General features: G+C 70.9%; 10 protein-coding genes and 3 pseudogenes. 11 read left to right on the forward strand and 2 right to left on the reverse strand.

The window, feature by feature from the left end; genetic code table 11:
• Positions 1-123: 123 nt before the first annotated feature.
• The 3 genes and pseudogenes from ACZ418_RS18650 to folP all read left to right on the forward strand — a co-directional run.
• Positions 124-336 (forward strand): annotated as a pseudogene (locus ACZ418_RS18650) (chorismate-binding protein); the annotation flags it as partial.
• A gap of 175 nt (positions 337-511) precedes the next feature.
• The gene (locus tag ACZ418_RS18655) at positions 512-892 is read left to right on the forward strand and encodes a bifunctional 3-phenylpropionate/cinnamic acid dioxygenase ferredoxin subunit (RefSeq protein WP_468364386.1); all 381 of its coding nucleotides are present in this window, start codon (positions 512-514) and stop codon (positions 890-892) included.
• Between the two features lie 193 nt (positions 893-1,085).
• Positions 1,086-1,925, forward strand: coding sequence for a dihydropteroate synthase (gene folP, locus ACZ418_RS18660; RefSeq protein ID WP_468363737.1), 840 nt, complete (start codon positions 1,086-1,088; stop codon positions 1,923-1,925).
• Between the two features lie 31 nt (positions 1,926-1,956).
• On the opposite strand, the gene ACZ418_RS18665 is transcribed toward folP, so the two are convergent.
• Complete coding sequence (locus ACZ418_RS18665) at positions 1,957-2,754, reverse strand: IclR family transcriptional regulator (protein WP_468363740.1); 798 nt, start codon at positions 2,752-2,754, stop codon at positions 1,957-1,959.
• A gap of 124 nt (positions 2,755-2,878) precedes the next feature.
• On the reverse strand, positions 2,879-3,751 hold the full coding sequence (gene purU, locus ACZ418_RS18670; protein WP_468363742.1) for a formyltetrahydrofolate deformylase: 873 nt from the start codon (positions 3,749-3,751) through the stop codon (positions 2,879-2,881).
• Positions 3,752-4,306: 555 nt separating this feature from the next.
• On the opposite strand from purU, the gene ACZ418_RS18675 reads away from it, so the two are divergent.
• The 8 genes and pseudogenes from ACZ418_RS18675 (at position 4,307) to ACZ418_RS18710 (ending at position 13,471) form a co-directional block, all read left to right on the forward strand.
• Entirely contained in the window at positions 4,307-5,392 is a 1,086-nt protein-coding gene (locus ACZ418_RS18675; protein WP_468363745.1) for an S-(hydroxymethyl)mycothiol dehydrogenase, read from the forward strand.
• Entirely contained in the window at positions 5,389-6,009 is a 621-nt protein-coding gene (locus tag ACZ418_RS18680) for an MBL fold metallo-hydrolase (protein WP_468363748.1), read from the forward strand. The genes ACZ418_RS18675 and ACZ418_RS18680 overlap by 4 nt, the downstream gene beginning before the upstream one ends.
• Positions 6,006-6,350, forward strand: a pseudogene (locus ACZ418_RS18685) (FAD-dependent oxidoreductase); the annotation flags it as partial. The gene ACZ418_RS18680 and the pseudogene ACZ418_RS18685, both read left to right, overlap by 4 nt.
• Positions 6,349-6,555 (forward strand): annotated as a pseudogene (locus tag ACZ418_RS18690) (FAD-dependent oxidoreductase); the annotation flags it as partial. The pseudogenes ACZ418_RS18685 and ACZ418_RS18690, both read left to right, overlap by 2 nt.
• Positions 6,556-6,575: 20 nt before the next feature.
• A complete protein-coding gene (locus ACZ418_RS18695) occupies positions 6,576-7,709 on the forward strand; it encodes an aromatic ring-hydroxylating oxygenase subunit alpha (RefSeq protein ID WP_468364389.1) in 1,134 nt (377 codons plus the stop codon).
• Positions 7,710-7,824: 115 nt separating this feature from the next.
• Positions 7,825-10,620 carry a SpoIIE family protein phosphatase gene (locus tag ACZ418_RS18700; protein ID WP_468363751.1) on the forward strand — a complete coding sequence of 932 codons (2,796 nt, stop codon included), beginning with the start codon at positions 7,825-7,827 and terminating at the stop codon, positions 10,618-10,620.
• A gap of 170 nt (positions 10,621-10,790) precedes the next feature.
• The gene (locus tag ACZ418_RS18705) at positions 10,791-11,972 is read left to right on the forward strand and encodes an NAD(P)/FAD-dependent oxidoreductase (protein ID WP_468363754.1); all 1,182 of its coding nucleotides are present in this window, start codon (positions 10,791-10,793) and stop codon (positions 11,970-11,972) included.
• A 116-nt stretch (positions 11,973-12,088) separates the two neighbouring features.
• Positions 12,089-13,471 (forward strand): L-serine ammonia-lyase, encoded by a 1,383-nt coding sequence (locus ACZ418_RS18710; protein ID WP_468363756.1) that lies wholly within the window; start codon positions 12,089-12,091, stop codon positions 13,469-13,471.
• Positions 13,472-13,473: the final 2 nt, after the last annotated feature.

Here is a 13,473-nt window from a genome sequence, read left to right on the forward strand (position 1 = left end):
GCTTGGTGGTTAACAGCGGCCTTAGAATCATGGTAAACCACCGGGAAGGGAGGCGGAACCCCCCTTTTGTTCCCGGCCCAACCCGACCGCTCCCCCCCCCACCGCCGTTCCGTACCCACCACCGGGCCGGCCACCGGAGACTGGACGTCCTCCCTCGACCGTGCCGCGTACACCGCGGGGGTGCGGCGCATCCGCGCGTACGTCGCGGCCGGCGAGGTCTACCAGGCCAACCTCTGCCGGGTGCTGCCCGCGCCCGTCGCTCCCGACGCGGACGTGGATGCACTGACCTGGTCCGCAATCTCCACCGTGCGGGGCGGACTGCGCCCCAGGGCCGGTCGGCCCGAGCCGCCGGCCGCCGCCTTCCCGCCCGGCTCGGTCACCGGTGCGCCCAAGTCCCTTGCCCTGCGCATCATCGAGGACGCCCGGGCGACTTCTTGACAACGGTGAGGGCCCACCTCAGACTGACGTTGCGCTAAACGCATCAAGTTTCGTAATACGCACCGAGGTGGTCCTGATGATTCCCGTGTGCCCTCTCGCCGATCTGCCCCGAGGCGAGGCGTTCCGGCTCGAGAACGACCCGCCTGTCGCCGTGTTCCACACCGAGGACGGCGAGGTTTACGCGATCGACGACACCTGCACCCACCAGGACGCCTCGCTGGCCGACGGCTGGCTGGAGGGGTGCGAGGTCGAATGCCCGCTGCACGCTTCGAAGTTCGATCTGCGCACCGGCAGCGCGGACGCTCCGCCGGCCCGGTTGCCCGTGCGCACCCACCAGGTCCTGGTCGAGGACGGCATGATCTACGTCAAGCTCTCCGACGCCCCACCGAACCTTCCGCCCTCCTGCGTCGCCGCCCGGCTCGGAGGCGTCGCGATCAGCGGAGGCGGCGCGTGAGGACCGTGGCGGTGGCCGTGCCCGGCGCGCACCGGGGGCGGCCGTTCCTGTGCCGGCGCCGACGGCCGGCCGCGGCGGCGGCGCGGAGGGCGGGGTCACCGTGAACGCCGCCGCCTGCGCCAGAGCGTCAACCCGTCCTGGAACACCGGAAGTTCATCCGTACGGGCTGCCGCGGCCCGGCCGGACACTGGTCATGGGCGTCGTGAACGTCACGCCGGACTCGTTCTCCGACGGCGGGCGCTCGTTCGCCACGGAGGCTGCCGTCGCACACGGACTCGCTCTGCTGGACCAGGGAGCCGACATCGTGGACGTGGGCGGCGAGTCGACCCGCCCCGGCGCGGTTCGCCCACCGGTCGAGGAGGAGCTGCGGCGCGTCCTGCCCGTCGTCCGGGAACTCGCGGCGGCGGGCGCGACCGTCAGCGTCGACACCATGCGGGCCGAGGTCGCCGCACATGCCCTCGACGCCGGTGCGCGGATGGTCAACGACGTCTCGGGCGGACTCGCCGACCCGGCGATGCTGCCGCTGATGGCCCGGGCGAACACGCCGTATGTCCTGATGCACTGGCGCGGTCACTCCGCCGGCATGCGGGCGAACGCCCGCTACGACGACGTCGTCGCCGACGTGGTCGACGAGCTGCGCCTGAGGATCGACGCCGCACTGGAGGCGGGAATCGCGCCCGGCTGCCTGATCGTCGATCCGGGGCTGGGCTTCGCCAAGGAGCCCGGGCACAACTGGGAGCTGCTGGCCCGGCTGGGGGAGGTCCGCGCGCTGGGCCGACCCGTTCTCGTGGGCGCCTCCCGCAAGTCGTTCCTGGGGCAGGTGCTGGCCGATCCGACGACGGGCCGACCGCGCCCGGCGCCGTTGCGGGACGCCGCGACCACCGCGGTGTCCGTGCTCGCCGCCGCACAGGGCGTCTGGTGCCTGCGTGTGCACGACGTGGGTTCCACCCTCGACGCGGTACGGGTCACGGCCCGTTGGGGCGCCGAGGCGCCGGCCACGGCACCGCTGCCCCTGCAACGCCTGGGCGTGTGACGGCGGTTCCCCGGCACGTCGACGTTGCGACTCAGCCCACGTATCCCATCCGGTGGCTGATCTCCTGCGCGCCCTTGAGGAGCAGGGGCGCCAGTTCGTGCATGCGCTCCTCGGTGAAGCGGTACGCGGGACCGGAGGCGCTGAGGGCGGCGACGACCTCGCCGTGGTGGGAACGGATCGGGGCCGCCATGGCGTGCAGCCCGACCTCCAGCTCCTCCAGCGTCACCGCGTACCCGCGTTCCCGGGCCTCGGTGAGGTTCTTCTCCAGCTTCGTCCTCGCGGTCAGGGTGTGCGGGGTGAGCTTCTGCAGTCCCGAGGCCGCGAGTACCTCGGCGCGCTCGTTCGCCGACAGGTGCGCGAGCAGGATCTTGCCGCTGGACGTGGCGTGCACCGGGGTGAGCTGCCCGACCCAGTTGTGGGTGCCGACGGCGCCCGGGCCGCGCACCTGGTAGAGGTTGACGGCGTAGTGCTCCTGCAGGACGGCGATGTTGACGGTCTCGCCGATCTCCTCGCTGAGCCGCTCGCACACTTCCCGGCCCTGCTGCGTGATGTCGAGGCGCCCCGTGACCGCGCCGGCCAGGCGCACGATCCCGAAGCCGAGCCGGTACTTGCCGCGCTCGCCCGCCTGCTCGACGAGACCGCGCGCCTCCAGCGCCCCGAGCAGGCGGAACGCGGTCGACTTGTGGACGTCGATCTCGGCGGCGACCTCGCTGACACCCGCCTCCCCGCGCTGAGCGAGGATCTCCAGGACGCTGACGGCGCGGTCGACGGACTGCACCCCGCTCACCGCCGGAGCTGTCGTTTCGCCATCTGCGGTGTAGTTGCTCATAGCGCAACTATACGCACTGGCGGCCGCTGGGTCCCGTGGTTCGCAGAGGGAGGGTATACGACGGCTCCGCGGGCAGGGGAGCCGTCGTCGTCGGTGGTTCTGGCGGGCTGTGCGACCGGCGGTGTCAGCGGAAGACGACCGTGCAGTTGCCGTTGGTCAGCACCCGGCTCTCGCTGTGCCACTGCACGGCTCGCGACAGGACCCGGGCCTCGACATCGCGGCCCATGGTGACCAGCTCGTCCGGGGTGTGGGAGTGGTTCACCCGGACGACGTCCTGCTCGATGATCGGGCCCTCGTCGAGGTCGGGGGTGACGTAGTGCGCCGTGGCCCCGACGAGCTTGACCCCGCGCTGGTGCGCCTGCACGTACGGCCGGGCGCCCTTGAAGCTCGGCAGGAACGAGTGGTGGATGTTGATGGCCCGGCCGTCGAGCCGCTTGCACAGGTCGTCGGAGAGGATCTGCATGTAGCGGGCGAGCACCACCAGGTCGATGTCGAGCTCGCCGACGAGCTCCAGCAGCCGGGCCTCGGCCTCGGCCTTGGTCTCCCGGGTCACCGGGATGTGGTGGAAGGGGATGCCGTAGTTCCGGGCCAGCGGCTCGAAGTCGCGGTGGTTGGAGACGATCGCCGGGATCTCGATGTTGAGCGAGCCCGTGGACTGGCGGAAGAGCAGGTCGTTCAGGCAGTGGCCGAACTTCGACACCATGATCAGCGCGCGCGTCGGCGTCGAGGCGTCATGCAGCTGCCAGGTGATCCGGTACGCCTCGGCGACCGGGCCGAAGTCGGTGCGCAGCTGCTCCAGGGACGTGGCCGGATGCGAGACCTCGAAGTGCACCCGCATGAAGAAGCGGTCCTGCAGGCGGTCGTCGAACTGCTGGCTTTCGAGGATGTTGCCTGAGTGGCTCACGAGAAAGCTGGTGACCGCGTGGACGAGGCCGGCCCGGTCGGGGCACGAGAGGGTGAGGACGAACTCGCGGCCGGGCTGCGGGCGAGGGGACATGACATCCTCCGTTAGTGCGTAATACGCAACGATGAGAGTGATACGCAACATGGTCCGGTGTGGACGGCGGTCGGTCAAGAGGCTTGTGCACAAACGCGCCTGAAGATGCGCCATGCGCAACACCCGGCCTCCGGGTCGGCCGAGGTGGCCGAGCCGGCTGGAGATGTCCTGGCTGCGGTCCGCACCAGGGCGGCGACCTCCCGCAGACGCTGCACGCTCAGCCGGAAGGACGGCCCCGACGCACCCTCGCCGAGACCAGTGCCCTGCCCGGAACCTCCCGGCCCGTGACGGCTGACAGGCGCCGCGACCTCGAACGATCCTGACGGCGCCCGTGCGCCGCACGCGTTCTGCGCCGACCTCTTGACACTGGTCACCCACAGGCATGACAGTGTGACTGTTTCTCATGATGAATCTCATCGCATAATACGCAACAATCTGTGGCGGCTCGTTCTCGGCCTTCCCCAGGCTCCGGGCACGTCGATCCGGACATCTCTTCTCCCTCCAGAACACCGGCCGAAGCCCGCACTCGGCCTCCCCTCAGCTAGGAGATCGGCAGTGACACACGAGGTACGCGCCGTCGTCGCCCTGAAGAAGGGCGCCCCGGTCTCGGTGGAGACCGTCCTGGTGCCGGACCCCGGCCCGGGAGAGGCGCTGGTGCAGGTGCAGGCCTGCGGCGTCTGCCACACCGACCTGCACTACCGCGAGGGCGGGATCGGCGACGCGTTCCCGTACCTGCTCGGCCACGAGGCGGCCGGCGTGGTCGAGGCGGTCGGCGAGGGCGTCACGGATGTCGCGCCCGGCGACTTCGTCGTCCTCAACTGGCGTGCCGTGTGCGGGAAGTGCCGTGCCTGTCGCAAGGGCAGGCCGTGGTACTGCTTCGCCACACACAACGCCGCCCAGCCGATGACCCTCATCGACGGCACGCCGCTGTCCCCGGCCCTGGGCATCGGCGCCTTCGCCGAGAAGACCCTGGTCGCCGCCGGACAGTGCACCAAGGTGGACCCGACCGCCTCGGCAGCGGCGGCGGGGCTGCTCGGCTGCGGCGTGATGGCCGGGTTCGGCGCCGCGGTCCACACCGGAGGCGTCGGCCGCGGGGACTCGATCGCCGTGATCGGCTGCGGCGGTGTGGGCATGGCCGCGATCGCGGGCGCCAAGGTGGCCGGTGCCGGCCGCATCATCGCCGTGGACGTCGACGAGCGGAAGCTGAAGTGGGCCGAGCGGTTCGGCGCCACCGACACCGTCGACTCCTCCAAGACCGACGCCGTCGAGGCCGTCCGCAGCCTCACCGGCGGCTTCGGCGCCGACGTCGTCGTGGACGCGGTGGGCCGCCCCGAGACCTACAAGCAGGCCTTCTACGCCCGCGACCTGGCCGGCACCGCCGTCCTGGTCGGCGTACCCACCCCGGAGCTGACCGTCGAGCTGCCCCTGCTGGACGTCTTCGGCCGCGGCGGGGCGCTGAAGTCCTCCTGGTACGGCGACTGCCTGCCCTCCCGTGACTTTCCCGCCCTGATCGACCTCTACCTCCAAGGCCGCTTCGACCTCCAGGAGTTCGTCACCGAGACGATCGCCCTGGACGAGGTCGAGGCGGCGTTCGACAAGATGCGCCGCGGTGAGGTCCTGCGCTCGGTGGTCGTCCTGTGACCGCGCGGATCGAGCACCTGGTCACCTCCGGAACCCTCGAACTCGACGGACGCAGCTGGGAGGTGGACAACAACGTCTGGCTGATCGGCGACGACCGCGAGGTCATCGTGATCGACGCCGCGCACGACGCCGCCGCCGTCGCAGGGCGGCGCCTGGTCGCCGTCGTCTGCACCCACGCCCACAACGACCACGTGAACGCCGCTCCGGCGCTGGCCGCCCGTACCGGGGCGCCCGTCCTGCTGCACCCGGCCGACGAGGTGCTGTGGAAGGCGGCCCACGCCCCACGGGAGCCCGGCTACTGGGAACTGATCGACGGCGAGGAGCTGACCGTGGCCGGCCTCGCCCTGCACGTGCTGCACACCCCGGGGCACTCGCCCGGAGCGGTCTGCCTGTACGTGCCCGAGCTGGGAGCGCTGTTCTCCGGCGACACCCTCTTCAAGGGCGGCCCCGGCGCCACCGGCCGCTGCTACTCCGACTTCGACACCATCATCGCGTCCATCCGCGACCGGCTGCTGACGCTTCCCGCCGGCACCACCGTGCACACCGGCCATGGCGACGACACCTCGATCGGAGCCGAAGCCCCCCGGCTCGACGCCTGGATCGCCCGCGGGCACTGAGCCGCCCGCCACGACACGAACCTGGAGGAAGACCATGGCGGCACAGCCGAAGGGAGGTCATCATCGACGCCGGCATCGTCGGGTGCGCACTCAGCGACGAACTGACCGCACGCGGCTGGACGGACGTCACCGTACTGGAGCAGGGCCCGCTGTTCGCCACGGGCGGCTCCACCTCGCACGCCCCCGGACTGGTCTTCCAGACCAACGGGTCCAGGACGATGACCGAGTTCGGGCGGTACACGGTCGAGAAGTACAGCACGCTGACCCTGGACGGGCAGTGGTGCTTCCAGCAGGTCGGCGGCCTGGAAGTGGCCACCAGCCCCGAGCGGCTCGCGGAACTCCGCCTGCATGTACAGCAACACCCCCGACGAGCACTTCGTCCTCGCCCGGCATCCGGACCACCCGCAGGTGACCGTGGCCTGCGGTTTCTCCGGGCACGGCTTCAAGTTCGTGCCCGTGATCGGCGAGATCATCGCCGACCTGGCCATCCAGGGCACCACCGAGCACCCCATCGCCCTTTTCGACCCGCGCCGCGTGCGCGTCTGACACATTCCGAGGTGATGACCATGACCACGACCAGCCTTCCCCCCAGCCTGATCGCCACGCTGTCCGGGGAGTACTACACCGATCCCGAGGTCTTCGCCCTGGAGCAGGACCGCATCTTCGAGGCCATGTGGTTCTGCGTGGCCCGCGCCTCGGAGCTGGCGAAGCCGGGCCAGTTCCGCACCGTCCAGGTGGGCCGCGAGAGCGTGTTGGTATCCCGCTCCCGGGACGGCTCGGTCAAGGCGTTCCTGAACATCTGTCGGCACCGCGGCGCGAAGCTCTGCCTGGAGGAGTCCGGCGAGGTCAAGCGCGCGTTCCAGTGCCCGTACCACGCCTGGACCTACGGCCTGGACGGCAAGCTGGTCGCGGCGCCGAACCTCACGTCCATGCCGGACATCGACCGCACCGAGTACGGCCTGATCAACGTGCATGTCCGTGAATGGCTCGGCTATGTGTGGGTGTGCCTGGCCGACACCCCGCCGTCCTTCGAGCAGGACGTGATCGGCGCGGTGGTCGAGCGGCTCGGCGACACCGAGTCGATCGAGAACTACGGCATCGAGGATCTGCAGGTCGGCCGGCGGATCACGTACGACGTGCAGGCCAACTGGAAGCTGATCATCGAGAACTTCATGGAGTGCTACCACTGCGCGACCATTCACCCCGAACTGACCGAGGTACTGCCGGAGTTCGCCGACGGCTACGCGGCGCAGTACTACGTCGGCCACGGCGCGGAGTTCGGTGAGGAGGTCAAGGGCTTCACGGTCGACGGCGGCGAGGGCCTGGACCGTATCCCGGGCGTCGCCGAGGGCCAGGACCGCCGGTACTACGCGATCACGGTCAAGCCGCAGGTGTTCATCAACCTGGTGCCGGACCACGTGATCTTCCACCGGATGTACCCGCTGGCGGCCGACCGCACGGTGGTGGAGTGCGACTGGCTGTACCTGCCGCACGTGGTGGAGAGCGGCAAGGACGTGGACCGCTCGGTGGAGCTGTTCCACCGCGTCAACCAGCAGGACTTCGACGCATGTGAACGAACCCAGCCGGGCATGAGCTCGCGGGCCTACGCCAAGGGAGGCGTGCTGGTGCCCAGCGAGCACCACATCGGTGCCTTCCACACCTGGCTGCAGGACAGGCTCGACGTCCGCCCCGCCCGCTGACCCCGCCCACCCGGTTCCGCCCGTCCACCTGCCGCCCGGCCTCCCGGCAGGTGGGCTCGCGCCGTCTGCGGTCCGCTTCGGACGGGTCCTGCGGGCAGCCACCCATACTGGACATATGGCCATGCAACGGCGTGCGACCCGAAGGCCAGGCACCGCACCGGCGGCGGGGCCCAGCGACGAGGGGCAGGCCTCGCGGCCGCCACCGGCACGGCTGCCCTCCGTCCTCAACGCGCACAGCATCGCCGGCCAGGTCCTCATCCTCCAGGTGGGGGTCGTGCTGCTCCTCGTCGTCGCCGCGGTGGTGGCCCTGTGGCTGCAGGCCCGCAACTCCAGCCTGCAGGCGGCCCGGGCCCGCTCACTCGTAGGCGCCGAGACCTTCGCGCACGCCCCGGGGACGGTGGCCGCCATGAAATCCGCCGACCCCAGCGCACTGCTGCAGCCGCGCGCGGAGGAGGCCCGGAAACTGGCCAGGGTCAACTACGTCATCGCGTTCAGTCCGACCGGCATCCGCTGGACCCACCCCGACCCGCACCTCATCGGCAGGCACGTCGTCGGCTCCTACGCCGACGCGCTGGCGGGCAAGGTGCACCAGGCCACGTACAACACGCCCGGAGTCGGCCGTGCCGTGGACACGATGGTCCCGGTCACCGACGGCCACGGCAAGGTCGTCGGACTGGTCTCCGTCGGCATCTCGGTCCAGCGAGTGGACCGCATGGTGATGAAGCAGATGCCGCTGCTGTTCGGTTCCGCCGCCGTCGGGCTGGTGCTGATCACGGGCGGATCGGCCCTGGTGAGCCGGCGACTGCGGCGGCAGACGCACGGTCTGGAACCGGCCGAGATGACGCGGATGTACGAGCACCACGACGCGGTCCTGCACTCGGTCCGCGAAGGCGTGCTCGTCATCGACGGGGACGAGCGGCTGCAGCTGGCCAACGACGAGGCGAGCCGCCTGCTGGATCTGCCCCCGGACGCGACGGGCAGGCGCATCACCGAGCTCGGTCTGTCCCCGCGTGCCGCGACGCTGCTCGCCTCGGACCGGGCCGTGAGCGACGAGGTGGTCCTGGCGGGGGAGCGGCTGCTGGCGGTCAACGTGCGTCCGACCGCCCCGCACGGCGGACCGGGCGGCAGCGTGGCGACCCTGCGGGACACCACCGAACTGCGCGAGCTGGCCGGCCGCGCCCGGATCGCGCGGGAGCGTCTGCAACTGCTCTACGACGCCGGGGTACGGATCGGTACCACACTCGACGTGGTGCGCACGGCGGAGGAACTGACCGAGATCGCCGTGCCCAGGTTCGCGGACTTCGCCAGCGTCGCGCTGTTGGAGGCGGTACGCCGGGGTGAGGAACCGGACGATGCAAGCCTCGGCATGCACCGTACGGCCGTACGCGGCATTCGCGACGACCATCCGCTGTACCGGGTGGACGAGATGATCACCTGGCTGCCGGAGACGCCGCAGGCACAGGGGCTGCGCCGTGGCCACGCCGTGCTGGAGCCCGATCTGCGTGCGACGCGAAGCTGGCGGTCGCAGGACCCCGAGCGCGCGCGGCGCATGCTGGACTTCGGCATCCGCTCGCTGATCACCGTGCCGTTGCAGGCCCGCGACATCGCGTTGGGAGTGGCCGACTTCTGGCGCTCGGACTCGGATCCGTTCACGGAGGAGGATCTCGCCGTCGCCGAGGAGTTGGCGGCCCGTGCGGCGGTCGCGATCGACAACGCCCGCCGCTACACCCGTGAGCACACCATGGCGGCCACCCTGCAACGCAGCCTCCTGCCCCGTGCCCTGCCCCAGCAGTCGGCCCTGGACGTGGCCTACCGCTACCTCCCCGCTCAGGCCGGGGCGAGCGGGGACTGGTTCGACGTCATCCCCCTGCCCGGGACCCGGGTCGCCCTCGTCGTCGGTGATGTCGTCGGCCACGGACTGCACGCCGCCGCGACCATGGGCCGCCTGCGCACGGCGGTCCACAATTTCTGTGCCCTCGATCTGTCCCCCGACGAACTCCTGGGCCATCTGGACGAGCTGGTCGCACAGATCGACGAGACCGAGACCGCCGAGGACCAGGGCGCCGGCATCACCGGTGCCACCTGCCTTTTCGCGATCTACGATCCCGTCTCCGGCCGCTGCTGCGTCGCCCGGGCCGGTCATCCGGGGCCGGCCCTCGTCGGCCCGCACGGCACGGTCACCTTTCCCGACGTTCCCGTCTCACCGCCGCTCGGCCTGTGTTCCGGTCTGCCCGTCGAGACCGCCGAACTGCACCTGGCCGAGGGCTCCCGGCTCGCCCTCTACACCGACGGACTCCTCGAGAACCGTGACCGCGACCTCGACACCGGCCTCCGGCTCCTCGCCGGCACCCTGGCCGAACCCGACCGGACACCGGACCAGGACTGTCAGGCCGTGCTCGACGCCCTGCTGCCCGACCGTCCCAGTGACGACATCGCCCTCCTGGTCGCCCGCACCCGGCTCACGGATCCGGACCGGGTCTCCGACTGGGACGTGCCCTCCGATCCCGCCGCCATCGCTCCCCTGCGCGCCGCCTGCGCCCGCCGCCTGGAGTCCTGGGGTCTGGACGAGATCTCTTACACGACCGAACTCATCCTCAGCGAACTGGTGACCAATGCCATCCGCTACGGCGGCGAACCCATCCGGCTCCGTCTGCTGCTCGGCCAGGACAGTCTGATCTGCGAGGTCGCCGACGGCAGCAGCACATCACCGCACATGCGCCGCGCGGCCACCACCGACGAGGGCGGCCGAGGCCTGTTCCTCGTGGCCCAGTTCGCCCGCCGCTGGGGGGTCAGGTACACCGCTCGCGGCAAGGTCATCTGGTGCGAACAGTCACTGGAAACCGCCGAGGGCGGGCCTGCGGAAGCCATGGGCGACGCCCTGCTGGACCAGTGGGACGAGCCTGCCCTCTGACATCGGCCCCCGCCCGCTTCGGTGACCATCCGTTGCGCAATGCGCAATTTTCTTCGCCATAGGGGACTGGTGTATCCCGTCCCCTTGACAGTGGCCCGAAGGGGCAGAAAGCATGTTGCGTATAGCGATCGTTGTTGTGTCATTCGAGACAGTCTCTTCGGGGAGCCCGCATGAGGAGCATCACCGTCGTCGGCGCGTCGCTGGCAGGCCTGAGCACGGTCCGCGCGCTGCGCGCACAGGGCTACGACGGCGAGATCGTCGTCGTAGGGGAGGAGCGGCACGCCCCCTACGACCGCCCGCCGCTGTCCAAGGACTTCCTCAAGGGCGATCTCGACGCCGACGCGCTCGCGCTCGGCGACGCGGACGAATACGAGGATCTCGACGTGCAGTGGCTGCTCGGCGAGCGCGCCGTGCGGCTCGACCCCGCTGCCCGGACCGTCACTCTGGCCGGAGGGCGGCATGTGCGCACCGAAGGCGTCGTCGTCGCCACTGGCGCCGCTCCCCGGACGCTCCCCGGTGCGGACGGACTGGCCGGCGTCCACACCCTGCGCACCCTGGACGACGCCCAGGCCCTGCGCGCCGAGCTGTTGAACGGTCTGCCGCGCGTCGTCGTCATCGGCGCCGGCTTCATCGGCGCCGAGGTGGCCTCCACCGCCCACCGGCTCGGGCTCCACGTCACCGTCGTCGAAGCGCTGAACGTGCCGCTGGAACGCCAACTGGGCCGCGAGATGGGGCTGGTGTGCTCCTCGCTCCACAGTGACCACGGGGTCGCCCTGCTGTGCGGAACCGGCGTGGCGGGACTCGCTGGCACCGGCCGGGTGACCGGCGTACGGCTGACGGACGGGCGCGTGCTGCCCGCCGACATCGTCGTGGTCGGGGTGGGCGTACGGCCCGCCACCGACTGGCTCGCCGGTTCCGGCGTCCAGGTGGACGACGGCGTGGTGTGCGACGCCGGCTGTGCCACCGGCGTCCCGGGCGTGGTCGCCGTGGGAGACGTCGCCCGCTGCCCCAACCCGTTCACCGGGCGGCACGCGCGCATCGAGCACTGGAGCAACGCCACGGAGCAGGCGACGACCGCCGCCCGCACGCTGCTCTCGGGCGTGTCGGCCCCCGCCCCGGTCACTGCGCCGTACTTCTGGTCCGACCAGTACCAGGTGCGCATTCAACTCGCCGGACACGTCGCTCCCGGCGCGGAGCCCCAGGTCGTCGACGGCGACCTGGACAGCCGTTCCTTCACTGCCGTCTACCGGCGCGAGGACACGCCGGTCGCGGTGCTCTCCCTGAACCAGCCGAAGCTGTTCAACCGGCTCCGCCGCACCCTCACCCCCGCCGCCGTGCCCGCCACTTCATGAGCTGAGGGGGACCCTCCGTCCAGCGCCCTCGCCGCCCAGGCCTGTAACCGACAACCCCGCCCCCAGGGCGTGCCGGCAGATGCCCGGCACGCTCCACCCATCCCATGGAGTATGGCGTGGCAATCAGCGTCTTCGACCTGTTCTCCATCGGCATCGGCCCGTCCAGCTCGCACACCGTCGGCCCGATGCGCGCCGCCGCGATGTTCACCGCCCGGCTGAAGAAGGACGGCGTACTGGCCCAGACCGCCGCGGTACGAGCCGAGCTGTTCGGCTCCCTCGGCGCGACCGGCCACGGACACGGCACCCCCAAGGCCGTCCTGCTCGGCCTGGAGGGCAACGAACCGCACACGGTCGACGTCGCCCAGGCCGACCTGGACGTCGAGCGGATCCGCACCACCGGGCGTATCCGCCTCCTCGGTGCCGAGATCGGCTCCGCCCACGAGATCGACTTCGACGCCTCGACCCAGCTCATCCTGCACCGCCGGCGCGCACTGCCGTACCACGCCAACGGAATGACCCTGTTCGCGTACGACGCCGACGGTCTGCCGCTGCTGGAGAAGACGTACTACTCGGTCGGCGGCGGCTTCGTGGTCGACGAGGATGCCGTGGGGCACGACCGGATCAAGCCCGACGACAGCGAGTTGGCCCACCCGTTCCGCACCGGTGACGAACTGCTGGGACTCGCCCGCGAGACCGGCCTGTCCATCTCCGCGCTGATGCTGGAGAACGAGAAGGCCTGGCGCAGCGAGGACGAGATCCGCGCGGGTCTGCTGGAGATCTGGCGGGTCATGGCATGCTGCGTCTCCCGCGGCCTGTCCCGCGAGGGCATCCTCCCCGGCGGCCTGAAGGTCCGCCGGCGGGCCGCGGCGGCGGCCCGGGCACTGCGCAGCGAGGGCGACCCGGCGAGCCGGGCGATGGAGTGGGTGACGCTCTACGCAATGGCGGTGAACGAGGAGAACGCCGCCGGCGGCCGGGTCGTGACCGCTCCGACGAACGGCGCGGCCGGCATCATCCCGGCGGTCCTGCACTACTACATCAACTTCGTCCCCGGCGCCGACGAGGACGGCATCGTCCGCTTTCTCCTCGCCGCCGGCGCCATCGGCATGCTCTTCAAGGAGAACGCCTCCATCTCCGGCGCCGAGGTCGGCTGCCAGGGCGAGGTCGGCTCCGCCTGCTCGATGGCCGCGGGCGGCCTCGCCGAGGTGCTGGGCGGCAGCCCGGAGCAGGTGGAGAACGCGGCCGAGATCGGCATGGAGCACAACCTCGGCCTGACCTGCGACCCGGTCGGCGGCCTCGTCCAGATCCCGTGCATCGAACGCAACGGCATGGCCGCGGTCAAGGCCGTGACCGCCGCCCGGATGGCCCTGCGTGGCGACGGCCGCCACCACGTCTCGCTCGACAAGGTCATCAAGACCATGAAGGAGACCGGCGCCGACATGAAGGTCAAGTACAAGGAGACCGCCCGCGGCGGACTCGCCGTCAATGTCATCGAGTGCTGAGG

The sequence above is a fragment of the Streptomyces sp. NPDC030820 genome (assembly GCF_055572075.1).

What these genes read in the sequence shown, in the direction of transcription:
- folP (WP_468363737.1), top strand. Translation starts at nt 1,086, where the DNA reads ATGGGCGTCGTGAACGTCACGCCGGACTCGTTCTCCGACGGCGGGCGC.
- ACZ418_RS18665 (WP_468363740.1), bottom strand. Translation starts at nt 2,754, where the DNA reads ATGAGCAACTACACCGCAGATGGCGAAACGACAGCTCCGGCGGTGAGC.
- purU (WP_468363742.1), bottom strand. Translation starts at nt 3,751, where the DNA reads ATGTCCCCTCGCCCGCAGCCCGGCCGCGAGTTCGTCCTCACCCTCTCG.
- ACZ418_RS18695 (WP_468364389.1), top strand. Translation starts at nt 6,576, where the DNA reads ATGACCACGACCAGCCTTCCCCCCAGCCTGATCGCCACGCTGTCCGGG.
- ACZ418_RS18700 (WP_468363751.1), top strand. Translation starts at nt 7,825, where the DNA reads ATGGCCATGCAACGGCGTGCGACCCGAAGGCCAGGCACCGCACCGGCG.
- ACZ418_RS18705 (WP_468363754.1), top strand. Translation starts at nt 10,791, where the DNA reads ATGAGGAGCATCACCGTCGTCGGCGCGTCGCTGGCAGGCCTGAGCACG.